The organism is Actinomycetospora soli, assembly GCF_021026295.1.
In the GTDB taxonomy this organism is placed as follows: Bacteria; Actinomycetota; Actinomycetes; order Mycobacteriales; family Pseudonocardiaceae; genus Actinomycetospora; species Actinomycetospora soli.
This window is the reverse complement of the sequence record NZ_JAJNDA010000002.1, coordinates 347,384-372,115: the sequence shown is the minus strand read 5'-3', so window position 1 is coordinate 372,115 and position 24,732 is coordinate 347,384. Positions and strand designations below refer to the sequence as shown.

The following is a 24,732-nucleotide window of genomic DNA, read 5'->3' as shown; positions in this document are numbered from 1 at the left end:
GTATCCGCAGGGCATGACTGACGTCCCCGGCATCGAGCTGAACAGTGGCGCGACGATCCCCCAGCTCGGGTTCGGTGTGTTCCAGATCGACCGGTCCCAGACCGCCGAGACCGTGGCGAAGGCCCTGGAGATCGGCTACCGGCACATCGACACCGCGCAGATGTACGGCAACGAGGCGGAGGTCGGCGAGGCCATCCGCAGCTCGGGGATCGGGCGTGACGAGCTGTTCGTCACCACCAAGTGCAACAACTCCAACCACGGCCGGTTGGACTCCCAGAAGGCGCTCGACGAGAGCCTGGAGAAGCTCGGCCTCGACCACGTGGACCTCTACCTGATCCACTGGCCGCTGCCCGGCAAGGACCTCTACGTCGACACCTGGAAGGGCTTCGAGGAGGCCGCGAAGGACGGCAAGGCGCGGTCCATCGGCGTCTCGAACTTCCAGGACCACCACCTCGAGCGGCTCTTCGCCGAGACCGAGACGGTGCCTGCGGTCAACCAGATCGAGCTGCACCCGCACCTGCAGCAGCTCGCGATGCGCTCCTTCGACGAGCGCCACGGCATCGCGACCGAGGCGTGGAGCCCGATCGGCCAGGGCCAGGGCGTCATCGACGAGCCGACGATCACCGGCATCGCGAAGAAGCACGACAAGACCGGGGCACAGGTGACGCTGCGCTGGCACGTCCAGCTCGGCAACATCGTGTTCCCGAAGTCGGTGACGCCGTCGCGCATCCAGGAGAACTTCGACATCTTCGACTTCGAGCTCTCCGACGAGGAGATGTCCTCGATCGCCGAGCTCGAGCGGGCCGAGCGGCTCGGGCCCGACCCCGACCAGTTCGACCGCTGAGACCCTCCTCCTCGCACTCCCTCGTCGAGGAGGACGCCGGAACGGCCCGGGTACCGCCGTCGCCCCCACGGCGGTGCCCGGGCCGTTCGCCTGCCCGGCCCCCGGGTGGCAGGAAAGCGTCGTTGCCGTCATCCAGCGGGAGGATCGCCGCATCGTCAGACTCGGCGGGTGACCACCAGCGCCGAGCTCCGTGAGCGGCACGCCGAGGTGTGGGACGCGGCCGTCGGCCACCGGTTCGTCGACGAACTCGGGGCGGGCACCGTGGACGACGCCGTGCTGGCCGGCTACCTCGCCCAGGACGCGCTCTTCCTCGACGCGTTCGTCGCCCTGCTCGGCGCGGCGGTCGCGGCGGCCGACCGGCCGGGTCCGCGTCTCGTCCTCGCCCGCCAGCTCGGGCTGGTCGCGGGCGACGAGGACGACTACTTCACGCGCGCCCTCGACCGCCTCGGGGTCCGGGCTCCCGCCGAGCCGGCCCGGCCGACGGCGGCGTTCCTCGCGCTGATGGACGACGCCCGGCGGTCCGCCGACTACGGGCGGGTGCTGACGGTGCTGCTCGTCGCCGAGTGGCTCTACCTGGACTGGGCGCAGCGGCTGGGAGCCGCGCCCGCCGACTGGCTGTACGCGGAGTGGATCGAGCTGCACCGCGGCCCGGCGTTCGCGGCGTGGGTCGGATTCCTGCGCGAGGAGGCGGACCGGGTCGGGGTCGACGAGGCCGCGTTCGCCCGCACCGCGCAGCTCGAACTGGCGTTCTTCGACGCGGCGTACCGCTGAGGCCCGGGACCGCTCAGGCCGCCCGCGCGCCGCGCTTCGCGAGCCGCCGCCGCTGCGCGTCCAGGTGCGGGCGGGCCCGGCGCTGACCGCCGCGTTCGACGATGGCGTCGGCGAGGTCGTCGAGGACCCGCACGAGCCGGTCCACGTCCGGGGCCCAGCCGCGCCGCTCGCACTCCTCCAACCAGTCGACCACGCCGCGGTGCCCGCGCTCGCCGTTGCAGCGGCGGCAGGCGGCGACCTCGTTCTCCAACCACGACGGCCCGCCCTTGACCTTCGGGATGACGTGGTCGGTGGTGGCCGGCGTCCGCGCGTCCAGCGCCCGGCCGCACCACACGCAGCTGGCGCCGTCGCGCGCGTGCGCGGCGTGGAGGCGCTGGAGACGACCGGGTTGCATCGGTCTCCAGGATGCCTCGCACCCGCGAAGATCGCCCGCTCCGACGGGTGGTGCCGGGATCGTCCGCTGCAAGCGCTTGCGGTGCCCCGGTGGTCGGCCCGTACGCTGGGGCAGCGTGACGACCGATGCACTGTGGTGGCGCGACGCCGTCATCTACCAGGTCTACATCCGCAGCTTCGCCGACGCCGACGGCGACGGGATCGGGGATCTCGCCGGCCTCCGCGACCGGCTGCCCTACCTGCGCGACCTCGGGGTCGACGCCCTGTGGATCAACCCCTGGTACGCCTCGCCCCAGGTGGACGCCGGGTACGACGTCGCCGACTACCGGGCCATCGAGCCCGCGTACGGCACGGTCGCCGACGCCGAGAAGCTGATCGCCGAGGCGCACGAGTACGGGCTGCGGATCATCCCGGACATCGTCCCCAACCACCTCTCCGACCACCACGCCTGGTTCGTCGAGGCGCTCGCGGCCGGTCCCGGCTCGCCCGCCCGCGCGCGGTTCGTCTTCCGCGACGGCCGGGGCCCCGACGGGGCGGAGCCGCCCAACAACTGGCTCTCCCACTTCGGCGGCCCGGCGTGGACGCGGGTCGACGACGGGCAGTGGTACCTGCACCTCTTCGCGCCCGGACAGCCGGACGTGAACTGGGAGAACCCCGACGTGGCGGCCGAGTTCGAGGCGGTGCTGCGGTTCTGGTTCGACCGCGGCGTCGACGGGTTCCGCATCGACGTCGCGCACGGCCTCGTCAAGGACCCGGCGCTGCCCGACCTCGTGGACTCGAGCGACTTCATCGGCCTCTCCACCGGCCCGGGCGAGCACCCCTACGTCGACCGCGACGACGTGCTCGCGATCTACGAGTCGTGGCGGCGCGTCGCGGACTCCTACGACGGCGCCCGGATGTTCGTCGCCGAGGCGTGGACGCCGAGCCCGGAGCGCCTCGCCCGCTACGTCGGCGCGGGGCGGCTGCACACGGCGTTCAACTTCGACTACCTCGTGGCGCCCTGGGACCCGGCCGCGCTGCGGGACACCATCGACACGACGACGGGGTTCCTGTCCTCGGTCGGCGCCCCGGCCACCTGGGTGCTGGAGAACCACGACGTGGTCCGCGCCCCGAGCCGCTACGGCCGCCCGACCGTCCGGCGGCACGGCAACGCCACGTTCGACGAGTCCGACCCCGTCGACGTCCCGCTCGGGATCCGGCGCGCCCGCGCGGCGTTCCTGCTCTCCTCCGCCCTGCCCGGCGGCATGTACGTCTACCAGGGGCAGGAGCTCGGGCTGCCGCAGGTCGACGACATCCCCGAGGCCGCGCTGCAGGACCCGACCTGGGAGCGCTCCGGGCGCACCGAGCGGGGCCGCGACGGCTGCCGGGTGCCGATCCCCTGGACGGCGGAGGGGTCGAGCTTCGGGTTCGGTCCCGACGGCGGGTCGTCCCCCTGGCTGCCGCAGCCGGCCTGGTTCGCCGACTACGCGGCCGCGGTCGAGGAGGGGGTGGACGGCTCCTTCCTGGAGCTCGTCCGCGCGGCCCTCGCGACCCGTCGTCGGCACCCGGCGCTGGGCGAGGGCGACCTGGACTGGGTGTCGGCCCCGGGCGACGCGGTGCTGGCGTTCCGGCGTTCACCGGCCTTCCTCGCCGTCGTGAACCTCTCGACGGAGCCCGTGGACCTGCCCGACCACGACGGGGTGCTGCTCGCGAGCGGCCCGCTCGACGGTCGGCGGCTGCCGCCGGACACGGCGGTCTGGCTGGCGGCCCACTAGGTGGCTCCGCCGTGTGAACACTGTCCGTGCTCTGACCACGGACAGTGCTCACAGGGGCTCGCCCACCACCGGCAGGTCCGAGCGCGTGTCGGCCACCAGGGCGCGGGCGGCGGAGTCGGTGGGCGCCTTCTCGGCGAGGGCCTCCAGGGCGGCGTCGGTGCCGACGTCCCCACCGGCCGCCTCGGAGAGCAGCCAGCGGACCTCCAGCAGGTCGCACCAGGCCTGCACCGCGGTCCCGACGTGCCCCACCGCGGCGTGCGCGCGCCGCATCCCGGGGGTGAGCACGTCGTGCAGCCAGCTCGCCGCGGCCTCGTCCTCGGACAGAGCCCGACCCTGGGTGCGGGAGAGCCACCCGCGGTGCGCCTGCAGGTCGCCGAGCAGCACCCGGGCCTGCCCCTCCCCGACGTCGAGCCCGGTCAGCTCCCGTAGGCGCTGCGCGTGGAAGCGGCGGTCGCCGACGCCGACGCGCAGCCGCACCGCGTCGCCCTCGGGCACGAGCGACACCTCGTCGACCACGAACCCCAGGTCCTCGAGGCCGCGGACGGTGGACTCCACGCGGTAGCGGTCGGAGAAGGCGAACCGCGGCTCGGCGTGCAGGGCGTCCCACAGCGCCTGGTAGCGCTCCGGCACGCTCAGCGCCTCCTCCATCAGCCGCGGCTCGATCTCCGGCGGGCGCCCGAGGGAGGCGGCGACGTCGATCAGCCCCGCGGCGACGTTCTCGACGAGGATCTCCAGGTCCCACTGTCGTTGCCCGTCGGAGAGCGACGGGTGGATCTCGGCGGTCTCGGCGTCGACGAGGTGGGCCTGCAACGCCTGCCCGTCGCGCGAGAACAGCGTGTTGGCCAGCGAGCAGTCGCCCCAGAACACGCCGTGGCGGTGCAGCTCGACCAGCAGCCCCGCCATGGCGTCGAGCAGCCGCGCCCGGTGCGCCGCCCGGTCCGGGGGCAGCCGGGCGAACAGGCGCCGGTACTGCCACGAGCCGGTGAGGAACCGGGTCACGAGCACCGCGGAGTCCTCGGCAACGGAGCGGACGACGAGGCCGGCCGCCCGGACCGTCGGCAGGCCCATCGCCTCCATCCGGCGCAGCGCCTCGTACTCCTTGCCGGCGAGCCGCACGGGCAGTTCCTTGAGCGCCCAGAGCACCCCGTCGGCCACGACGAACCGCACGAGGTGGCGGCTCGGCCCGACGGCGAGTGTGCGCAGCGGGACCGTGGCCGGGTCCCACGCCTCCAGCGGCACGTCCCAGGGCAGCGCGAGCAGCTGCGGGGAGGACGTCCGCAGCCGCAGCTCCGGGGCGGTCACGGCGGCGGACCGGTCGTGCCGCGCAGCACCAGGTGCGTGGGGAGGACCCGGGAGGCCACCGCGCCGGGGCCGCCCCCGCCGACCAGCGCCCGCACCATCCGTCCCGCGGCCACCCCCTGCTCGTGCACCGGCTGCGCGACCGTGGTCAGGTCGAGCATCTCGGCGACCGGGTGGTCGTCGATCCCGACCACGGACACGTCGCCGCCGACCCGCAGGCCCGCACGCCGCAGCGTGCGCACCGCCCCGGCGGCGATCTCGTCGGCGGTGGCGAACACCGCGGTCGGCGGGTGCCGCAGGCCCAGCAGCCGCCCCATGCCGTCCGCCCCGCCCGGCCCGCCGAAGGGCACCCGGACGACGAGGTCGTCGTCGACGGGCAGGCCCGCGTCGGCGAGGGCGTCCCGGTAGGCCGCGGACCGCAGGTCCGGCCCGCGGTCGTCGGGGTCCTCCGAGGCCAGCAGGGCGATCCGGCGGTGACCGAGGTGCACGAGGTGGTCCACGGCCTGGCGGCCGGCCCGGTGGTCGTCGACCGTCACCGACGGGAACGGCTCGCGCGGGCCCCCCGCGGACACGATGTGCACCCCGAGGAGCTCCAGGCGCGCCCGCTCGGCCTCGTCGACCTCGAAGCCGACGACGACGGCGGCGTCCACCCGCCGTCGGGCGGGGAGGTGCTCGAAGAAGGCGCGCCGCCCGCCGACGTCCCCGACGAGGAACAGCAGCACGTCCACCGTCGTGCCGCCCTCCTCGCGCAGTCCGGCCTCCAGGCCCTCGAGCAGCCGGCCGAAGAACCAGCGCGAGAGGTGCGGCACCACCACCGCGACCCGGGTGCGCGAGGCCCCGCCGGCCAGCCGCGAGGCCTCCGGGGAGACGACGTAGTCCAGCCCCGCCGCGGCCGTGAGCACCCGCTCCCGGGTCGCCGCGGCGACCTGCGGATGGTTGTTGAGCGCCCGGGAGGCGGTGGACGCGGAGACCCCGGCCAGACGCGCGACGTCGTCCAGGCTGGCCCCGGAGCCCGCCCCCCGGCGCTCCTCCTCCACCACCCGGCGCCCGGCCGGGGCGGAGGGTTCGTGAACCACGTCACTCAGCCTAGGGCACGCCGCAAGCGCTCCCGGCTCGGATGGGCCGTCCGGCGCAGAGCGTGGCCCCTCCCGTCCGTTCGGTGACGGTTCAAGCTCCTTGCGCACCCTCTCGGGTTGACATCTGAGACACAGGTCACCACAGTCTCACCGCAAGCGCTTCCACGACGCCCGACGACAGGCCGGAGGACCCACGCCCATGCGCTTCCCACCCCGGCGGCGGAGACCGGCAGCCCTCGCTCTGGGCGTCACGGTGCTCTCCCTGCTGGCCCTGCTCGCGGGCTGCGCGGGCGGGCCGGCCGGACCGCCCACGCTGACCTGGTACATCAACCCCGACGACGGCGGGCAGGCGGAGATCGCGAAGCGCTGCACCGATGCCGCGGGCGGCGCGTACCGCATCGCGACCTCGACGCTGCCGCGCGAGTCCTCCGACCAGCGCCAGGAGCTCGTGCGCCGGCTGGCGGCCAACGACTCGTCGATCGACATCATGAGCCTCGACCCGCCCTACATCCCGGAGTTCGCCGAGGCCGGCTTCCTGGCCCCGCTGCCGCCCGGGGTGGGCGCGCGGGTGACCGAGGGCGTGGTCCCGTCGGCCATCGAGGGCGCGTCCTGGCAGGGCCAGCTCGTCACCGTCCCGTTCTGGGCCAACACGCAGCTGCTCTGGTACCGCAAGTCGCTCGTCGCCGACATGGGCCTCGACCTGTCGCGGCCGGTCACCTGGGACCAGATCATCGACGCCGCCGTGGCGCGCGGGACGAAGGTCGCCGCGCAGGGCCGCCGGGCCGAGTCGCTCATGGTGTGGACGAACGCGCTGATCCGCTCCGGCGGTGGCCAGATCATCACCAACCCGGGCGAGGCCAACCCGAAGCTGGTCCAGCTCGGCCTGCTCGACCCGCCGGCCGTCGACGCCGCGAGGATCATGCGCAAGCTGGCGACCTCGCCCGCCGCGGTCCCGGCCTTCTCGACCAGCGACGAGGACACGAACTCCGAGTCGCTGCAGAACGGCGAGGCGGCCTTCATGGTCAACTGGCCGTTCGTCTGGTCGAAGGTGACCGGCGCCGCCGAGGAGGGCACCGTCCCGGCGAACGTCCCGCCCGACTACGGCTGGGCGCTCTTCCCGCAGACCCGGGCCGACCTGCCGTCGGCGCCGCCCTACGGCGGGATCAACCTCGGCGTCGGGCACTCGAGCCGCTACCCGGACCTCGCCTACCAGGCGACCGAGTGCATCACGAGCGCCCAGAACACGGCCTACTACTTCGAGTCCAACGGCAACCCGTCGGCGCGCGTCGCGAGCTACTCCGACCCGGCCGTGCTCGCGAAGTACCCGATGGCCCCGGTGATCCTGCAGTCGCTGACGATGGCCAAGCCGCGGCCGCAGACCCCGTACTACGCCGAGGTCTCCGGCGGGCTGCAGCGCACCTTCCACCCGCCGGAGGCGATCGTCCCCGGCCCGACCAACCAGGCGGCCCAGGATCTCATCCTCGGCGTGCTGCGGAAGGAGCGGCTGCTGTGACGACCACCGTCGAGAAGGAGACCGCGACCTCGGCCTCCCCGAGGCACGCGGCGAGCGACAAGTCCCGGTCCGAGGCACGCCTCGGCTGGTTCCTCGCCGGTCCGGCGTTCGCGGTGATGCTGCTGGTCACCGCCTACCCGATCCTGCAGGCCTTCTACGAGTCGCTGTTCGACTACCGGCTCACCGACCCGGCGAACCGCTCGTTCACCGGCCTCACCAACTACGGCGTCATCCTCACCGACTCCGTGTGGTGGGACGCCTTCGGCGTCACCGTGCTCATCACGGTGGTCACCGTGGCCGTCGAGCTGGTGCTCGGGTTCGCCCTGGCGCTGGTCATGGTGCAGGCGCTCAAGGCCCTGCGCCCGGTCCTTCGCGCGGCGATCCTCATCCCCTACGCCGTGATCACGGTGGTCTCGGCGTTCGCGTGGCAGTTCGCGTTCGCGCCGGACTCGGGCTTCGTCAACTCCTGGTTCTCCTTCGCCGGGCTCGCGCCGGACACCGACTGGTTCGGCAGCCCCGGCTCGGCGATCTTCGTGATCTGCCTGGCCGAGATCTGGAAGACCACGCCGTTCATCTCGCTGCTGCTGCTCGCGGGCCTCGCCCAGGTGCCGGAGGTGCTGCAGGAGGCCGCGAAGGTCGACGGGGCCACCTGGTGGCAGCGGATGCGCAAGGTGACGATCCCGAACATGAAGGCGGCCATCATGGTCGCCCTGCTCTTCCGGACCCTCGACGCGTTCCGCGTCTTCGACTCGGTCTACGTCATGACGGCGGGGGCGAACGGCACCGAGGTGCTCTCGTTCCTCGCCTACCGCCAGACGATCGCGCGCCTCGAGATCGGGCTCGGGTCGGCGGTCTCGGTGCTGCTGTTCGTCTCAGTCGTCCTGATCTGCGCCCTGTTCATCAAGGGCTTCAAGGTCGACCTGTCCCAGGCTCGGGGGGAGTGAGCGATGTCGACCCGTGAGAAGGTCGGATGGGGGATCGGCGGGCTGCTGATCATCATCTACTGCCTGTTCCCGATCGCGTGGATCGTGTCCCTGTCGTTCAAGTCGTCCTCGGACATCTCGAACGGCGAGTTCCTGCCGACGTCGGCGACCTCGGAGAACTACGCGACGATCCTCACCGGGGACGCCGCGGAACTGTTCCTGCCGGCCCTGCGCAACTCGTTCGGCATCTGCCTGATCGCCACCGCGCTGGCCTGCCTGCTCGCGATGTTCGCCGCCTACGCGATCGCGCGGCTGGACTTCCCCGGCAAGAAGATCATCCTGTCCACCGCGCTCGCGGTGGCGATCTTCCCGGTGATCTCGATCGTCACGCCGCTGTTCAACCTGTGGCGCGAGATCGGGCTCTACGACACGTGGCCCGGCCTGATCCTGCCCTACCTCTCGCTGACCCTGCCGATCTCGATCTGGACGCTGTCGGCGTTCTTCCGCGAGATCCCGTGGGAGATGGAGCAGGCGGCGCAGGTCGACGGCGCGACGCCGTGGCAGGCGTTCCGCAAGGTGATCGTGCCGCTGGCCGCTCCCGGGGTGTTCACCACCGCGATCATCGCGTTCTTCCTGGCCTGGAACGACTTCGTCTACGGCATCTCGCTGACCTCGACCAGCGCGTCGCGGCCGGTGCCGGCCGCGCTCGGTCTGTTCACCGGCGCGTCGCAGTTCGAGTCGCCGACCGGGCCGATCGCGGCGGCGGCGGTGATCGTGACGATCCCGGTCGTCGTCCTCGTCCTGATCTTCCAACGGCGCATCGTCGCCGGTCTGACCAACGGCGCCGTGAAGGGATAGCAATGGCCGCGATCGAGATGAGCCACATCGTCAAGCGCTACGGCGACGGCTTCCCCGCCGTGAACGACGTCTCGCTCGACATCGCCGACGGGGAGTTCATGATCCTCGTCGGACCGTCCGGGTGCGGGAAGTCGACGCTGCTGCGGATGATCGTGGGGCTGGAGGACATCACCTCCGGCGACATGGTCATCGGCGGCACCCGCGTCAACGACAAGGCGCCGCGCGAGCGGAACCTGTCGATGGTGTTCCAGAACTACGCGCTCTACCCGCACCTGACGGTGTACGAGAACATCGCGTTCCCGCTGCGCCTGGCGAAGGTCCCCGACGCCGAGGTCAAGGCGAAGGTGGAGCAGTCCGCGAACATCCTCGAGCTCCATGAGCACCTGCAGCGCAAGCCCGCGAACCTCTCGGGCGGCCAGCGCCAGCGGGTCGCGATGGGCCGGGCCATCGTCCGCGACGCCGACGCGTTCCTGTTCGACGAGCCGCTGTCCAACCTCGACGCGAAGCTCCGCGGACAGATGCGCGCGGAGATCGCGCGGCTGCAGCGCCGGCTCGGGATCACCACCGTCTACGTCACGCACGACCAGACCGAGGCGATGACCCTGGGCGACCGCGTGTGCGTGCTCAAGAAGGGCGTGATCCAGCAGGTCGCGTCGCCGCGGGAGCTCTACGAACAGCCCACCAACCTGTTCGTCGCGGGCTTCATCGGCTCGCCCCCGATGAACTTCCTCCCGGCGTCGGCGTCGAACGGGAAGCTGGACACCCCCTTCGGGACGATCCAGCTCGACGAGGCCCGCGCGCAGCAGGTGGGCGACCGCGACCTGGTGCTCGTCGGCGTGCGGCCGGAGATGTTCGAGGACGCCTCGCTGGTGGACGAGGCGCTGCGCGACAAGGGCGCCCGCTTCACCGCGCAGGTCGACGTCACGGAGTGGCTGGGCGACTCGCAGTACGCCTACCTGCCCTACGAGTCCTCCCCGGAGGCGGCGGCGAAGCTCAAGGAGCTCGCCCAGGAGCTCGACGGCGACCAGCTGCGCACGCAGGCGATCGTCTCGATCGACTCCACCTCGCGGATCCGGGAGGGCCAGGAGGCGGAGTTCTGGTTCGACACGCGGAAGATCCACGTGTTCGACCCGCAGAGCGGGGACAACCTCACCCGCGACGCCGAGGCCGGCGCCGAGCTCACCCGGCAGGCGACCGAGGACCGCAAGGCCCAGGTCGAGCGGGCGCGGGCGACCGCCTCGGCCTGACGAACCGGTAGGGCGGGTCGCGTCCCCCGGGGACGCGGCCCGCCGTCCGCGCGTCTACAGGGCGAGCAGCGGGAGCACCCCGGCGACGACGGCCGCGGCGCCGACGACGACGCCGGTGGCCGCCAGGGCCCGCCGCGGCCGCTGCCGGCCGAGCCCGAGCGCGGCGGTCGCGGTGCCGAGCAGGGCGACCGCGAGCACGCCGTAGAGCGTCACCGCCGATCCGCCCGGGGCGGGGACGGCCGCCGCCACCACGGTGGCGACCAGGGCCACCACGGACACCGCGCAGCCGAGCACGGCCGGCTGCGGGCCGGTCCCGGGACCGTCGGGCAGGGCGCCCCGGCCGGGCCGGGCCACGAGGTCGGTGACGGCGTCCTCGGCCGGGACCACCGGCGCGGTCGGCTCGCTGCCGGCGGCACCCGTCGTCGGGACGGCGCGGGCCGCGGCGACGCCGGGGGCGGGCGGGACCGTCGCGGGGCGCGCGGCGGCCTCGCGGGCCGCGTCGACACGTTCGAGCGAGCGCGCGGGCAGCCCGGCCGGGCCGGGCGCGGGCTCGTCCGCGGGGTCCCGCCGGGCGCGGCGGTGCCGCGGGGCCCCGACCAGGGACGACGCGGCGAGGACCGGCGCGCCCTCGGCGTCGGGACTGCGGTGCCGGCCCCTCGTCGGCACCTCGTCCGCCCCTCCGGCGCCACCGGCGCTCCCGGGTCGCGCCACCTGGACCGACACCCGCCCGGGGCCGCGACGGTTCGACGGGCGCGACATGGGTGCGGGTTCTCCTCCGGACGGCGGACGCGGCGTGAGGAAGATCGACGCGGGCCGCGGCGGCGTTACCCGGCCGTGACGCGCAGCCGGTGCCAGGCCATCGCGAGCTGGGTGGCGACGGGGCGGATCACGCGGACGTCGTTCCAGTAGAAGGGGTGCACCAGCGGGGTCCAGCCGAGCCACCACGGCCCCACCGCGACCGACCGGTCCTCGACCACGGCCCGGGCGTAGGCGTCGTTGAGCGGGCGGATCGGCGCCGCGATGACGTCGTCGGGGTCCCAGACGTTGACCCACTCGCCGCCGATGCGGGGGTGCAGCCGCCCGAGCTCGGGGTGGGGCACCGTGATGGGCGTGCCGAAGTCGGGGTGGCGCTGGGCGAACAGGGCGAGCGGCGACCCCAGCGTGTAGAGCCAGCCGAGGGTCTCGCCGCGCTCGGCCGCGGTGTCGCCGAGCTCGGCGGCGACCTCCGGGGCGACCCCGGCCGACCCGTCGGGGTGCAGGCCGGCCGCGACCTGCAGGTCGTAGAAGAAGTTGCTCGCGACGACCGAGCCGAGCGAGTGGGCGAGCACGCACAGCGGCGCGTCCGGGCCGGCTTCGGTCGCGAGGTCGTGCAACGAGCGGGCGAGCACCTGGTGCACCCGGTCGTAGAGGGTGCGGTCGACCGCGCCGGCCTGGTAGCTGATGGCGTCGCCCAGGTAGTGCACCACCAGCCACCGCAGCGTCGGGAAGTGGAACTCCGGGCTGCCCGGCAGGTTGCGGACCAGGCCCGAGGCGACCAGCCCGAGCAGCGCGGCGACGGACCCGCGGTCGGTCGCACCGCCCAGCGAGTCGAGCAGGTCGAACACGCCCTCGGCGCGCTCGCCGCCCATCCGTCGCAGCAGCTTGTCCTGGCGACGCTCGTAGACCGGGGCCCAGAACGCCGTCCGCAGGCAGAGCGCCTCGTCGGCGTCCACCCCCGCGATGCGGGTGAACTCCTCGCGCAGCAGGTCCATCGAGGTGTCCGCGAACCGGTCGTCGGCGATCTCCACGCCGTGGACCCACATCACGGCCAACCGCGTCACGCGTTCTCCTTCGTCAGCTCGGAGTAGGGGGTGCGCAGCCCGTCGGAGACCAGCCGCACCAGGGCCTTGCGCTGCCGCACGAACAGCACGATCGCCAGGACCACGTAGACGGCCGAGAGGATGAGCAGCTCGGTCTCCTGCAGCGCGGTCGGGAGGAAGGCGGCGAGCAGGAACTGCGCGACGAACAGGCCGAGGAGGGCGAGCGCGCCCTTCACCGTGATCGAGAGCGTCACCAGCAGCGCCACCGCGAACAGCGACTGCGCGGCGGTGAGGAGCAGCTCCTCGCGCTGGTCGACGTCGATGGGCAGGCCGTTGAGCGACCCGGCGGCGAGGGCGAAGACGAGCGGCAGCGTGCCCACCAGCAGCGACCACTGGTTGACCTTGGACGAGACCAGGGTGGCGAGCGCGTCGGTGGTCTTGAGCCGCCAGGCGTAGAGGCCCGCCACGAGCAGCTCGGGCGCCTCGGAGGCCAGCGGGGCGAGCCACTGGACGAGGAAGAACTGGCTGATGCCGAGCTCGGTGCCGGTCTCGACGAGGGAGTCGGCGAAGTGCTCGGCGCAGGCGATGATGATGGCCGCGGCGAGCACGAACAGGCCGATGTACCAGGCGCGGCGCGGTGTCGTGCCCTTCTCGCCGATCCAGGCGGAGGGACCGATGAGGTCGGGTTCCTCGGCGGGGGCGCGGGCCACGCGGATGCTGTAGGCCACGAAGATGCCGACCAGCACCACCAGGTCGACCAGGGTGATGCTGACGCGCAGCGGCAGGGTCAGCGAGTAGAGCGTGGCCAGGAGCAGGAACATCAGCGGCACGGAGTCGGTGCGCTGCAGCGTCACACGGGTGGCGTGACCCTCCCGGTGCGCGGTGCCGCCGTCGCCGATCTCGCCCGAGCGCCCGGCCGAGGTGCGCAGGCGGACCGCGGCGAGCAGCACGACCAGCGCCCAGCCGACGCCGACCAGGATCCGGTTGGCGCCGGTCATGTTGGCGAGCGCGAGGCCGCACGGGGACTGGTCGGTCGAGCCCGGCGGAAGACACGTCGGCCCGTACTGGGCGTAGGCGTTGCCGCCCTGGATGGTGAAGACGAAGTCCACGGCGTACTCGGGCAGCACCGCGACCAGCGCGAGCAGGGCGATGGCGAGTCCGGCGGAGATGTCCACCTGGGCCGCCTCCGCCGCCCACGAGAGCAGGAAGGCGGCGCCGACGATCGCGAGCCCGTAGAGCAGGGCGTCGACGGGCGGGGAGATCGAGAGCCCGCCGAGGCTCATCGCGACACCGGGGACCGCGACGGCGACGGCGCCCGCCACGAGGAGGGGCGAGCTGGGGGCAGCCATGTCCGAATCCCTACCCGAGTCGGCGGTGCTCCACCCCCCGGAATCGCCGGATCACCCCCGGTGTCCGGCCGCGGATCGCCGTGCGGCACCGTGATCGTGGCCGCCCCCGACCGTTCAGAGCATCCCGATGACCCTGCTGTCCGATCCGTCACGTTCCGCCCGGTCCGTCACCGGGGCGGCACACGCGGGTGCGCATCATCGTCGGGTGGCGGCACGCGGGCGGACCGAGCGGCTCGGGCACCGTGCCGCGCCGGCGCGCCGCCGGGGCCTGCTGCGGCCGTCGCGGACACCCGGGTACGCCCGGTCCCGGCGGGCGCTGCTCGGCACCACCCTGCTGGTGGTCCTCGCCCTCGGCGGGCCGCTGCTCGTCGGGCTGCTCGACCCGCCGGTGGAGACCGAGCAGGTGGCGCCGTCGCCGACGCCGGTGGCGGCGCCCTCCCGCGCCCCGGACCCGGTGCCCGTCCCCGCGCCGGCCCCGCAGTCCTCGCCGGTGCAGGCCGCGGTCGAGGCGGCGGACGCCACCGTCACCCGCCGCGGCGCGGACGTCGGGATCGCCGTGCTGGACCGCACCACCGGGGCGCTCGCGCTGAACGACGAGGCCGACGACGCCATGAACTCGGCGTCGCTGTCCAAGCTCCTCACCGCCGTCGACCTCCTCGACCGGGGCGCGGCGGGCCGGGTGCCGGTGACGGCCGCGGACCGGCGCCTCGTCCGCGCCGCGCTCGGGCCCAGCGACGACCCGGCCATGAACGCCCTCTGGACCCGCTTCGGCGGGCAGTCCGGCATCACGCGGGTCATCGAGCGGCTCGGGCTCGAGGACACCGAGGTGCCCGCCGACCCGTCGCAGTGGGGCGAGGTGCAGCTCTCCGCCCGCGACATGACGACGGTGTTCCGGCACGTCCTCGAGACGATGGCACCCGCCGACCGCGACCTCGTGCTCGGCGCGATGTCCGCCGCCCCGGCGACCGCGTCCGACGGGTTCGACCAGGCGTTCGGCCTGCTCGCCCCGGAGCAGCGCGGGGTCGCGGCGAAGCAGGGCTGGCTGTGCTGCCTGCAGAGCTCGGTCGACCTGCACAGCGCCGGGGTGCTCGACCCGGAGGGCCGCTTCGTCGTGGCCGTGCTCTCGAACCAGCCCTTCGGCTACGCGGCGGCCCGCGCGGTGCTCGACGACGCGGTGGGGGCGCTGCGCGAGGTCCTGGTCTGAGGGGCACCTCCCGGTTCCGGCCATGCGTCACGGCGTCCATCCGGTGACAGGAGAGGCGGCACCGTGGACCGGCACCGACCCGACGTCGGGAACTAGGGTCCTCCGCCGTGGAGAGCCTCGCGCGGGTGGACGACTGGCCGGTCGAGCACGTGGCGGCGGCGGTGGTGACCGCCGGAGACACCGCCACCCACGGCCCCACCGACCGCCGCTTCCGGCTGGCGTCGGTGACGAAGCCGCTCGTGGCGGTGGCGGTGCTCCTCGCGGTCGAGGAGGAGGCGATCTCCCTCGACGACCCGGCCGGGCCCGAGGGCTCGACGGTCCGCCACCTGCTGGCCCACACCTCGGGCCTCGCGTTCAACGAGCAGAAGGCGATGGCCGCACCCGGGACGCGGCGGCTCTACTCCTCGGCGGGCTTCGAGGTGCTGGCCGACCACGTCGCGGCCTCCACCGGCATCGACTTCCCGGACTACCTGCACGAGGCGGTGTGCGAGCCGCTGGGCATGGGGTCGACGACGCTCGAGGGCTCGGCCGGCCACGGCGCCACGTCCACCGTCGACGACCTCGTGCTGCTCGCCCGCGAGCTGCTCACCCCGACGCTGCTCGCACCCGAGACCCTCGCCGAGGCGACGTCGGTGCAGTTCCCCGGCCTCACCGGCGTGCTGCCCGGGCTCGGCCACCAGAAGCCCAACGACTGGGGGCTCGGCTTCGAGCTGCGCGACCACAAGTCGCCGCACTGGACCGGGGTCGACAGCTCACCGGCGACGTTCGGGCACTTCGGGCAGTCCGGCACGTTCCTGTGGGTCGACCCGGACGCCCGCGCCGCCTGCGTGGCGCTCACCGACCGCGACTTCGGCGACTGGTCCAAGGAGGCCTGGCCGCCGTTCACCGACGCCGTCCTCGCGGAGCTGCGTTCCTGAGCGACCCCCGGTGGCAGGAAAGCGTCGTTGCTGTCGTCCTGTGGCAGCAACGACGCTTTCCTGCCACGAAGGGGGAGCCCGTCAGCGCGGCACGACCAGCAGCAGCGACGTCTCGTCGGCCTGCTCCACGCGCAGCCCGGCGTCGGCGAGGACGGCCAGGACGCCGCCGGTGTCCTTCGGGCGACGGCGGGTGGAGGCGAGCAGGCGCGCGGCGCGGCCCTTGAACGACTTGTTCGCGTGGCTGACCGTGCTGCGTGACCCGTCGTCGGCCTCGGAGACCACGTCCAGCGTCGTCGCCCCGGGTGCGGGGGCGAGGGCCATGTAGCCCCCCGAGCGCAGGTCGACCACGTGTTCGTCGAGATCGGCGAGGACGGGGCCGAGCACCGGGCGCCAGACCGTGCGCAGGCCGCCGCGTCCGGGCAGCGCGGAGTCGGCGGAGAGCCGGTAGGCGGGGATCGGGTCGGTCCCCATGACGAGGCCGAACAGCGCCGAGCACACCGCGATCCGGCGGCGGGCACCCGGCGTCAGGGACCCGGCGTCGAGCGCGTCGTAGAGCACGCCGGTGTAGCGGCGCAGCGCCGGCGCGGTGCGGGAGGCGCGGAGCGCGGCGTTGCGCTCGATCTCGTCGTCCTGGCGTTCGCTGACCCCGAGCGCCGCGCGGGCGGCGGGGACGTCGTCGGCGAGCGCGACCACGTCGTCGACCAGGGCGGCGCGGGTGGCGGTGAGCGCGGGGAAGGACAGGGCGTCGAGGTCCAGCGGCGCGCCGCGTCCCCCGGCCGCCTTCGTCTCGGAGGGTGGGAGGACGACGAGCACGCGGGCATGATTCCCCTCGACGACGAGGAGGAGACCGATGGGTCACGTGGTGCGGGTCTCCTCCGAGGACGGTGAACCCGTCGTCGTGCCCGGCGGATCCGTGGAGGTGCGGTTCGCCGCCGAGCTCGCCTGGGCCGACGGGCATGTGCGGCGGACCGGGCCGCCGGACGCGCGCGAGCGGTCGTGGGCGTCGGTGCTGCGCCTCCCCACGGCCGCGGGCCCGGTCTGGCTGAAGGTCACCACCCCGCGGACGCGCGCCGAGGTCGGGCTCTACCGACTGCTCGTCGCGACGGCCCCCGACGCGGTGCTCGTGCCGCTCGCGCACGACGAGGCGCGCGGCCTGCTCCTGCTCCCCGACGGCGGGCCGACGCTCGCCGACGCCCCGCGCCCGCAGCTCGGTCCGGCCCTGGCCGGGGCGCTCGCCCGCTACGGCCGGCTGCAGCGGGCGATGGCGCCGCGGCGGGCCGAGATGCTCGCGCTCGGCGTGCCGGACGCCGCCCCGGAGGCCCTCGACGCACGCTGCGCCGAGGCGGTGGCGGTCACGGGCCTTCCCGACGGCGGGTCCTGCCGGGCCGCCGTCGCCGGGTGGGCCGCCCGGCTGGCGGACGCCCCGGCCGCGGACCTCGTCACGGTCGACCACCAGGACCTGCACCCGGGGAACGTGCTCGCTTCCGGGCGGTTCTACGACTGGGGCGACGCGGTCGTCGCGCACCCCTTCGCGAGCATGCTCGTCGGGCTCGGCGGGCTGGCCCGCACGCTCGGCGTGGAGCCCGACGAGCCCGTGGTCCACACCGCCCGGGACGCCTACCTCGACGTGTTCGCCGACCTCGCCCCGCACGCCGAGCTGGTCGCCACCTGCGAGCTCGCCTGCCGGGCGGCCGTCGTCGCCCGCGCCCTGACCTGGCAGCGCGCCGTCGGCGACGCCGGCCCCGACCACCCGCTCGCCGGCGCGGCCCGCGAGACCCTCGCGCGGTGGGACGACCCGTCGCCCTTCGCGGCGGCCTGAGAGCGGTTCCGTACCCTCCTCCGGGTGGATTCCCCCGCCCGCTGGCAGCCCTCGCGCGCCGGGATCCTGAACGTCTACCAGTACCAGGACGAGGTGCTGGAGTTCGGCGGCGGCCGCCTGCTGCTGCGCGGCGTGAACGGCTCGGGCAAGTCGACGGCGATGAACATGCTGCTGCCGTTCCTGCTCGAGGCCGACGTCCGCAAGATCGACGCGGCCGGGGAGCAGCGCGGCGTGCTGCGCTCCTGGATGCTCTCCGACAACGACGACACGCAGCGCACCGGCTACCTGTGGATCGAGTTCGTCCGCGGGGGCGAGTACCGGACGGTGGGCTGCGGGATCCGGGCCAACCGGTCGACCGACCGCGTCACGACCTGGTGGTTCTCCACCGACCGCCGCGCCCGCCTCGACTTCCGGCTCACCGAGGCCGACGTCCCGTTCTCGGTCGACGCGCTGCGCGCCGAGCTGGGCGTCCGCGGGCAGGTGTTCACCTCCACCGCCGAGTACCGCGCGGAGATCGCCCGCCGCTTCTTCGGCGGCACCGACCCGACGGCGTACTTCCGGCTGCTGCACCAGGTCCGGAACCCGCGCGTCGGCGACCGCATCGACACCGACCTGCCGCGCACCCTGCGCGAGGCGCTGCCGCCGGTGCCCGAGGACGCGGTGAACGACGCCGCCCAGCCGCTGGAGGACCTGGAGGACCACCGCCGCAACGTCACCGACCTGGCGGCGACGGCGACGGCGCTCGACGCGGTCGTCGAGGTCTACACCGACTACGCCCGCCGGGTGCTGATGACGGCCGTGGAGGGCGCGGCGTCGGCCGTCGACGCCGCGCGGACCGCCGAGCGGCGCGTGGAGCGCGACCGGGCCGGGACGCAGCGGGCGGCGACCGCCCGCGACGACGCCGTCCGCGCCGTCGGTGAGCTGGCCGACGAGCACGCCCGTGCCTCCTCGGAGCGGCAGGGCCTGGTGAGCCTGCCGGAGTACGCCGCGCACGCCGACCTCCTGCGCCGCCGCGACGAGCTGGTCCGGGCCGACGAGTCCGCGCGCACCCTGGACGCCGTCCGCGGCCGCGCCCTCGCCCGCGTGACCACCGCCGCCGGCAGCGTGACGGCCGCGCGGGGCCAGGTCGAGTCCGACCTCGCCGGTGTCGCCGACCACCTGCGCGGCGTGGCCACGGCCGCCCGGGCCGCGTCCGCGCCGGTCCGGCTCCCGGACCCGCCCACCCTCGCCACCGAGCCGCGGGACGACGCCGCGAGCGGCACCACCGTGGACGTCCCGGAGGACGACACCGACCCCGTCGACGACCTCCCGCCCGCGCTGCTGGCCGCCGCCGACGGGCTGCGTGCCCACCGGTCGACCGTGCGCGAGCTGCGGGAACGCGCCGCCGCGGCCGACCGGGAGACCGCGGCCGCCGACCGCGCCGGCGTGGAGGCGGCCGAGGCGGGCGAGCGCGCCGCCGAGGCGGCCGAGCAGGCCGACGTCGCCCGCCGGGCCGCCCGCGTCGCCGCCGACGAGCACGTCACGGCCGTCGCGACCTGGCGCGAGCGGCTGGCCGCCCACCTCGCCGCCGTGCCCGCGACCGAGCCGGACGGCCCGACGGGGTGGCTGCCGGTCCCCGGCGGGGAGCCGGACGCCGAGCCGGTCGACGACCTGCGGGCGCACGCGGAGGCCCTCGTCGGTGCCGCCCGCCGGGCGGCCGACGACGCCTCGGGGGCGCTGGCCGCCGCACGTGCCCGGGCCACGGCGCGGGTCGGCGAGGTGGACGACGAGCTGGGCGCGCTGCGCGCCGAGCACGCCCGCGTCGAGGCGGCGGGCGAGCTGCCGCTGCCCCGCGAGCCCTGGCGCACCGACACCGGCGTGGACGACGCGGTGCTGTTCGCGTCGCTCGTCGACTTCGCCGACGACCTGGACGACGCCGGCCGCGCCGGGCTCGAGGCCGCGCTGGAGGCGTCGGGCCTGCTCGCGGCCCGGGTCGAGCCAGACGGCGGGGTCCGCGGCGGCGACGGCGAGCTCCTCCTGACGCCGGGTGCCGCCGGGTCCGGGGCCGGGCCGCGGCTGGTGCCGGTCGACACCGGCGCGGTGCCGGTGGAGGTCGTCGCCGGGGTCCTCGGCAGCATCGGGACGACGCCCGGCGACGCCCTCTGGGTCGCCGAGGACGGGTCGTTCGGGGCGGGCCCGCTGCGGGGCCGGCACACGAAGCCCGCCGCCGAGTACGTCGGCGCGGGCGCGCGGGAGCAGGCCCGGGCGCGCCGGCTGGCCGAGCTCGCGGCGCAGGTCGACGACGCCGAGACCCGCCTCGTGGCCGTCCGCACGGTGGCCGGGGCGCTCGACGCGCACGCCGAGACGCTGCGCCGCCTCGTCCGCGAGCTGCCGGGCACGCGCACCGTCGACGACGCGGTGGTCGCCGCGACCGGCGCCGCCCGGTACGCGCAGGAGGCGCAGGGCCGCTCCGCCGAGCGGGCCGCCGCGGCCGCCGAGGCCCGCCGTCGGGCGGACGACGCCGTGGCCCGCCTGCAGCAGGAGGCGGCGGACGCCGGGCTGTCGACCGACGCCGAGCGGCTCGAGGGCCTGCTGGAGGCGGTCGCCGACGCCGAGCGGGCGCTGTCCGCCGTCGACGCGGCCGTCGAACGGGCCCGCCGCAGCGCGCGGTCCTGGCGCGAGGCGGTCGCGGGCTGGGAGCGGGAGGTCGCCGACCTCGGCGCGGCCATCGCCGACCACCGCGTCGCCGCGGGGCACGCCGCGTCGCTGCGGACCGAGCTCGACACCGCCGAGTCGGCCCTCGGGGAGGAACCGGCGAAGATCGCCGCGCGGGTCGGCGAGCTCGACACGCACCTGCGGGAGACCGCCACCCGGCTCGACGCGGCCCGCGAGGAGCAGACGACCGCGACGGTCGGCCTCCGCGAGGCGGAGCTGCGCGTGGAGTCGGCGCGGGAGACGCTCGCCGAGCGGGAGTCCGCGGCCGTCGGTGGCCGGGGGCGTCTGGTCGAGGCGCTCGACGTGCCGGGGCTGCTCGCCGCGGCGGAGCGGGCCGACGCCTCGACGGGGACGAACGACCCGGTCGTCCCGGAGAGGGAGGACGGCGGGGCCGCGGACGGTCCCGTCGACTGGTCCGAGGAGCCGATCCCGGCCACCCCGGACACCGTCGAGGGCGCCGCGGAGCTGGTCGACGCCCTGCGCGCCCGGCTGGCGGCGCCGCGTCGTCAGGTCACCGAGGACGCGCTGGAGAAGGCCCTGCGCGAGACCCGCGACCACCTGGCGTCGGGTTGGGACATCGAGTCCCGGCGCGGGGCGGACGGCACGCCCCTCGCCGTGCACGTCACCGGGCCGACCCGCGCGGTGCTCGCGCAGATGGTGCACCGCGTCGCGGTCCAGCGGCGGCGCGCGACGAGCCTGCTCTCGGCGCAGCAGGACCAGGCGCTGCGCAACCTCCTGCACGGCAGGATCGCCCGCGAGGTGGCCGACGCGCTGTTCGCGGCGTCCGAGCTCGTGGAGCGGATGAACCGCATCCTGCGCGGCGTGACGTCGAGCCAGGGCATCGGCGTCCGCCTGCAGTGGCGGCCCCGCGGCGACCTGGCGCCCGAGACGGCGACGGCGCTGGCGCTGCTGGGCAAGCACCCCGACCTGCGGTCGCCCGACGAGGACGACCAGGTCCGCGAGGCCGTGAAGAGCCTCGTCGAGCAGGCGCGCACGGCGGACCCGGAGGCGTCGTACCGCTCGGTGATCTCCGAGGTCCTGGACTACCGGACCTGGCACGAGATGCGGATCTACCTGCGCCGCCCGGGGCGCAACGACGAGCTGCTGACGCGCCGGACCACGTTGAGCGAGGGCGAGAAGAAGCTGGTCACGGTGCTGCCGATGGCCAGTGCCGCCGCCGCGAGCGCCGCGGCGCACGACCCGCACGGCGTCGGCGCCCCGCGGCTGGTGCTGCTCGACGACGCGTTCGCGAAGGTCTCCGAGGACAACCACGCGAAGCTGTTCGGCCTGCTCGTGGACCTCGACGTGGACTTCGTCGTGACCTCCGAGCGGCTGTGGGGCACGCACCCGAGCGTCCCGGCGCTCGCCATCACCGAGGTGCTGCGCGACCCGGAGCTGAAGGCGATCGCCCTCGTGCACTACCGCTGGAACGGGTCCGAGCTGTCGGTGGGAGACGCAGCGGAGCGGAGCTCGACCCCGGGCCGGGGCGTATGAGCACGACGATCCGGCCGGTCGTCTTCTCCTACGTCACCGAGTCGCCGGAGTACCGGTGGATCCTCGGCGTCTTCGCGGGCACCTTCTTCGCGGAGCTCACGCCGGGGGAGGTCACCGCGCGGCTGGCGGAGAGCGGGCACGAGCTGGACGAGGCGACCGTGAAGATCCGCCTCGACCAGCTGCGGGTGTGGGGGAACCTGGAGGTCTCGGCCTCGGTCGGGCAGGTCGGGACGGTCGAGGACTACTACCGGCGCCGCGACCGCTACCTGATCACGCGCGTCGGGCAGGAGGTGCACGACCTCGTCGAGGGGGTCCTCGCGCAGGTCGACGACGTCCGCGACGTGTCGCTGGGCCGCCTCGACCAGCTGCGGGCCGCCCTGGAGGACCTGGCCCGGCTCGACGCGGCGACCGCCCCGCCCGGCCGGCTCGCCGCGGCGGTGCGCGCGGTGTTCGACCCGCACGTCGCGTTCTCCGCCGAGATCACGCAGTTCTTCGCCGCGATCAACCAGTGGCAGTCGCGCTTCGACCTCGACGAGGACGAGTTCGCGTTCTTCTCCGAGGTGCTCGTCGGCTACGTCGGCGAGCGGCTGGAGACGCTGCACCGCGCGGCCCGCCCGATCGCGGGCCTGCTCACGGAACTCGCACCCGCCGTCGGGACGATCGTCGACCGGGCCGCCGACGGTCTCGCCGCGCGGGTCGCCGCGGCCGGGCTGTCCACGGTGCGGGTCCGCCGCGAGCCGGGCGCGGCGACGGCGGACTGGGAGAACCTCGCGTCGTGGTTCGTCTCGACGACGGGTCGCCCGAGCCGGGTGCAGACGCTGGAGCGGGACGCGGTCGACGCGGTCCGGACGCTCACCCAGAACCTGACCAGGCTCTCCCGCACCGGCACCGCGGGCTCGTCGCGGCGCGTCGACTTCCTGCGGTTGGCCGGGTTCTTCGCGCACGCCCCGGCCCCGCGCGCGCACGAGCTCGCGGCGGCCGCGTTCGGGCTCTACGGCGCACGGCACCTCGGGGTGGCCGGCGGCGACGACACCGACCCCGTCGACGGCTCCGTCTCGTGGTGGGACGCGCCGGTGGCGACCGTGCCGGTGTCGCTGCGCGAGCGCGGCGACACGACGAGCCGGGGCCGGACGTCCCGCGTGCAGGACCGCACCCAGGAGCGGCGACACCTGCTGGCGCGCAGGGCGGAGGTCGAGAAGCGGGCCGCGGCCGCCCGGGCGGAGCTGCTCGAGGTCGGCGCAGGCGGGTTCACGGCCCGGCTCTCCGAGCCCGCGTTGCGTGAGCTGCAGCGGGTCCTGACCCGCGCGGTCGCGGATCTCGGCCCGGCCTCGTCGTCGGGAACGGGGAGCATCGTCCTCGACGGCGTGCGCTGCGAGGTGCGCCGCGCCCCCGGCACGACGACGAGTGTGCCCACCCACGCGGGGGCCCTGCGGGTCGAGGGGCTGGCGCTGACGGTGGAGCCGGAGACGCAGCGCAGCGGAGCTCGACCATCAGAGGCAGCGCCGTGAGCACGCCCGCCACCGACCCGCAGCGCGACGGCGAGCTCGTCGCGGCGACGCGGGCCCTGCTCGCCCGCCCGTGGCGGACGGTCGAGACGGATCCGGAGCTCGTCGCGTCGATCCGTCGGCACGTCGACGCGCTGGACGCGTGGTTCACCCAGGAACTGAACTACCGGCTCGTCGTCACCGCGGACACGGCGCGCCTGGTGAAGACGGGGCACGTGCCCGCCGATCGGCCGTTGCGGACGGTGTCGGCGTCGCCGCGGCCGTTCACGTCGGCCGAGTACACGGCGCTGGCGCTGGTGCTGGCGGCGACGACGTCGGGGCCCGACCGCACGAGCCTGCGCGACCTGGTCAACGCGGTGCACTCCGCGGCCGCCGAGGCGGGTGTCGTGCTGGACACCGACGCGGCGTCGCGGCGCGCGCTCGTGACGGCGCTGCGCTGGCTGATCGCGCAGGGGATGCTCCGCGAGCTCGACCGGGGCGTCGCGGTCTACGAGCACGACGCGGACGCCGACGCGCTGCTCGAGGTGCGTCAGGACCGGATGGCGCTGCTGCCGACCGGCGCGGTGGTGGGGGCGGAGTCCCCGGAGGAGCTGGTCGACCGCGCCCGCGAGCGGGGGTCGGCGGCGACCGCGGCCCGGCGCCGGCTCGTCGAGGACCCGGTGGTGCTCGCGTCCGACCTCGACCCCGCCCGGTTCGCCGAGCTGCGGCGGCGCGCGGGCGACGAGGGGCGGCGGGTCGAGGCCCGGACGGGGCTGGTGCTGGAGGCGCGCGCCGAGGGGTTCGCCGCGCTCGACGTCGACGGGGGGTGCTCGGACATCGCGTTCCCGTCCGGCGGCACCGTGCCGCACGCGGCGTTGCTGCTGGTCAGCGAGCTGGTGTACCAGTTCCGGCCGGCCGACGACCCGGAGGCGATCCCGTGGGCGTCGGTGCGTGAGGTGCTCGACGAGCTGGTCGCCGAGCACGGGCGGTACTGGTCGAAGGCGGCGTTGGCCGACCGGGACCGCTTCGCCGCGGACGTGCTGGCGCTCCTGACGTCGATGCGGCTGGTGGCGGTGGAGGGCGACGGCGCGGTGCGGGTGCTGCCGCCCGCGGCGCGGTACACGCCGGACGTGACCGTGGTCGAGGGGGAGGACGTCGAGGAGCAGCCGACGCTGCTGTAGTTCTCGCACGTCGCCCACCTCGCCCCACCCCGTTCCCACCCGTGGCAGGAAAGCGTCGTTGCTGTCGTCCAGTGGCAGGAAACCCACGACGTCGACGAGACGACGAGGCGAGG

The 24,732-nt window shown here is 75.0% G+C and carries 20 protein-coding genes; 13 read left to right on the top strand and 7 right to left on the bottom strand.

All coding sequences use genetic code 11. From position 1 onward, the window contains the following. Positions 1-13 precede the first annotated feature (13 nt). Together LN037_RS04335 and LN037_RS04330 are read left to right on the top strand one after the other, a co-directional pair. Positions 14-844 (top strand): aldo/keto reductase, encoded by an 831-nt coding sequence (locus LN037_RS04335; RefSeq protein WP_230750151.1) that lies wholly within the window; start codon positions 14-16, stop codon positions 842-844. Between the two features lie 168 nt (positions 845-1,012). Beyond that, positions 1,013-1,615, top strand: a complete 603-nt coding sequence (locus LN037_RS04330) for a TenA family protein (RefSeq protein ID WP_230750148.1) — start codon at positions 1,013-1,015, stop codon at positions 1,613-1,615. Positions 1,616-1,628: 13 nt separating this feature from the next. On the opposite strand, the gene LN037_RS04325 is transcribed toward LN037_RS04330, so the two are convergent. Beyond that, on the bottom strand, positions 1,629-2,009 hold the full coding sequence (locus LN037_RS04325; protein ID WP_230750146.1) for an HNH endonuclease: 381 nt from the start codon (positions 2,007-2,009) through the stop codon (positions 1,629-1,631). A 115-nt stretch (positions 2,010-2,124) separates the two neighbouring features. On the opposite strand from LN037_RS04325, the gene LN037_RS04320 reads away from it, so the two are divergent. Beyond that, positions 2,125-3,762: a glycoside hydrolase family 13 protein gene (locus tag LN037_RS04320; RefSeq protein ID WP_230750144.1), complete on the top strand. Its 1,638-nt coding sequence runs from the start codon at positions 2,125-2,127 to the stop codon at positions 3,760-3,762. Between the two features lie 48 nt (positions 3,763-3,810). Here the strand turns inward: LN037_RS04320 and LN037_RS04315 are convergent, their stop codons facing one another. Both LN037_RS04315 and LN037_RS04310 read right to left on the bottom strand, forming a co-directional pair. Then, the gene (locus tag LN037_RS04315; protein ID WP_230750142.1) at positions 3,811-5,064 is read right to left on the bottom strand and encodes a DUF4032 domain-containing protein; all 1,254 of its coding nucleotides are present in this window, start codon (positions 5,062-5,064) and stop codon (positions 3,811-3,813) included. Further along, positions 5,061-6,137, bottom strand: a complete 1,077-nt coding sequence (locus tag LN037_RS04310; RefSeq protein ID WP_230750141.1) for a LacI family DNA-binding transcriptional regulator — start codon at positions 6,135-6,137, stop codon at positions 5,061-5,063. Before LN037_RS04310 ends, LN037_RS04315 begins: the two co-directional genes overlap by 4 nt. Before the next feature lie 199 nt (positions 6,138-6,336). Here LN037_RS04310 and LN037_RS04305 point away from each other — a divergent pair, with 199 nt between their 5' ends. From LN037_RS04305 to LN037_RS04290, 4 genes are read left to right on the top strand one after another with little or no spacing between them, the layout of a single operon-like run. Beyond that, positions 6,337-7,650, top strand: coding sequence for an extracellular solute-binding protein (locus tag LN037_RS04305; RefSeq protein WP_230750139.1), 1,314 nt, complete (start codon positions 6,337-6,339; stop codon positions 7,648-7,650). Then, complete coding sequence (locus LN037_RS33345; RefSeq protein ID WP_230750137.1) at positions 7,647-8,594, top strand: carbohydrate ABC transporter permease; 948 nt, start codon at positions 7,647-7,649, stop codon at positions 8,592-8,594. The genes LN037_RS04305 and LN037_RS33345 overlap by 4 nt, the downstream gene beginning before the upstream one ends. Before the next feature lie 3 nt (positions 8,595-8,597). Continuing rightward, positions 8,598-9,431 (top strand): carbohydrate ABC transporter permease, encoded by an 834-nt coding sequence (locus tag LN037_RS04295; RefSeq protein ID WP_230750135.1) that lies wholly within the window; start codon positions 8,598-8,600, stop codon positions 9,429-9,431. A gap of 2 nt (positions 9,432-9,433) precedes the next feature. Then, positions 9,434-10,678, top strand: coding sequence for an ABC transporter ATP-binding protein (locus tag LN037_RS04290; RefSeq protein WP_230750133.1), 1,245 nt, complete (start codon positions 9,434-9,436; stop codon positions 10,676-10,678). A gap of 54 nt (positions 10,679-10,732) precedes the next feature. Here LN037_RS04290 and LN037_RS04285 read toward each other — a convergent pair whose 3' ends face one another. The 3 genes from LN037_RS04285 to LN037_RS04275 all read right to left on the bottom strand — a co-directional run bounded on the left by LN037_RS04285 (position 10,733) and on the right by LN037_RS04275 (position 13,826). Continuing rightward, positions 10,733-11,437, bottom strand: a complete 705-nt coding sequence (locus LN037_RS04285; RefSeq protein ID WP_230750131.1) for a hypothetical protein — start codon at positions 11,435-11,437, stop codon at positions 10,733-10,735. A 65-nt stretch (positions 11,438-11,502) separates the two neighbouring features. Beyond that, entirely contained in the window at positions 11,503-12,498 is a 996-nt protein-coding gene (locus LN037_RS04280) for a hypothetical protein (RefSeq protein ID WP_230750129.1), read from the bottom strand. After that, a complete protein-coding gene (locus tag LN037_RS04275) occupies positions 12,495-13,826 on the bottom strand; it encodes a sodium/calcium exchanger protein (protein ID WP_230750128.1) in 1,332 nt (443 codons plus the stop codon). Before LN037_RS04275 ends, LN037_RS04280 begins: the two co-directional genes overlap by 4 nt. Positions 13,827-14,031: 205 nt before the next feature. Here LN037_RS04275 and LN037_RS33340 point away from each other — a divergent pair, with 205 nt between their 5' ends. Next, positions 14,032-15,030, top strand: a complete 999-nt coding sequence (locus tag LN037_RS33340; protein WP_230750126.1) for a serine hydrolase — start codon at positions 14,032-14,034, stop codon at positions 15,028-15,030. Positions 15,031-15,137: 107 nt separating this feature from the next. Further along, entirely contained in the window at positions 15,138-15,947 is an 810-nt protein-coding gene (locus LN037_RS04265; RefSeq protein ID WP_230750125.1) for a serine hydrolase domain-containing protein, read from the top strand. Positions 15,948-16,028: 81 nt separating this feature from the next. On the opposite strand, the gene LN037_RS04260 is transcribed toward LN037_RS04265, so the two are convergent. Beyond that, entirely contained in the window at positions 16,029-16,760 is a 732-nt protein-coding gene (locus LN037_RS04260) for a YaaA family protein (protein ID WP_230750123.1), read from the bottom strand. Between the two features lie 37 nt (positions 16,761-16,797). Here LN037_RS04260 and LN037_RS04255 point away from each other — a divergent pair, with 37 nt between their 5' ends. Genes LN037_RS04255 through LN037_RS04240 form a run of 4 tightly spaced genes read left to right on the top strand, consistent with a single transcriptional unit; the run spans position 16,798 to position 24,619 of the window. After that, positions 16,798-17,766 carry an aminoglycoside phosphotransferase family protein gene (locus LN037_RS04255; protein ID WP_230750122.1) on the top strand — a complete coding sequence of 323 codons (969 nt, stop codon included), beginning with the start codon at positions 16,798-16,800 and terminating at the stop codon, positions 17,764-17,766. A gap of 24 nt (positions 17,767-17,790) precedes the next feature. After that, positions 17,791-21,954 carry a TIGR02680 family protein gene (locus LN037_RS04250; protein WP_230750120.1) on the top strand — a complete coding sequence of 1,388 codons (4,164 nt, stop codon included), beginning with the start codon at positions 17,791-17,793 and terminating at the stop codon, positions 21,952-21,954. Beyond that, positions 21,951-23,462, top strand: a complete 1,512-nt coding sequence (locus LN037_RS04245) for a TIGR02677 family protein (RefSeq protein WP_230750118.1) — start codon at positions 21,951-21,953, stop codon at positions 23,460-23,462. The genes LN037_RS04250 and LN037_RS04245 overlap by 4 nt, the downstream gene beginning before the upstream one ends. Beyond that, on the top strand, positions 23,459-24,619 hold the full coding sequence (locus LN037_RS04240; protein WP_230750117.1) for a TIGR02678 family protein: 1,161 nt from the start codon (positions 23,459-23,461) through the stop codon (positions 24,617-24,619). Before LN037_RS04245 ends, LN037_RS04240 begins: the two co-directional genes overlap by 4 nt. The last annotated feature ends 113 nt before the right edge of the window (positions 24,620-24,732 follow it).

Coding starts and splice junctions, on each gene's coding strand:
- LN037_RS04335 (WP_230750151.1), top strand. CDS start 14: ATGACTGACGTCCCCGGCATCGAGCTGAACAGTGGCGCGACGATCCCC.
- LN037_RS04325 (WP_230750146.1), bottom strand. CDS start 2,009: ATGCAACCCGGTCGTCTCCAGCGCCTCCACGCCGCGCACGCGCGCGAC.
- LN037_RS04305 (WP_230750139.1), top strand. CDS start 6,337: ATGCGCTTCCCACCCCGGCGGCGGAGACCGGCAGCCCTCGCTCTGGGC.
- LN037_RS04295 (WP_230750135.1), top strand. CDS start 8,598: ATGTCGACCCGTGAGAAGGTCGGATGGGGGATCGGCGGGCTGCTGATC.
- LN037_RS04290 (WP_230750133.1), top strand. CDS start 9,434: ATGGCCGCGATCGAGATGAGCCACATCGTCAAGCGCTACGGCGACGGC.
- LN037_RS04285 (WP_230750131.1), bottom strand. CDS start 11,437: ATGTCGCGCCCGTCGAACCGTCGCGGCCCCGGGCGGGTGTCGGTCCAG.
- LN037_RS04275 (WP_230750128.1), bottom strand. CDS start 13,826: ATGGCTGCCCCCAGCTCGCCCCTCCTCGTGGCGGGCGCCGTCGCCGTC.
- LN037_RS04255 (WP_230750122.1), top strand. CDS start 16,798: ATGGGTCACGTGGTGCGGGTCTCCTCCGAGGACGGTGAACCCGTCGTC.
- LN037_RS04245 (WP_230750118.1), top strand. CDS start 21,951: ATGAGCACGACGATCCGGCCGGTCGTCTTCTCCTACGTCACCGAGTCG.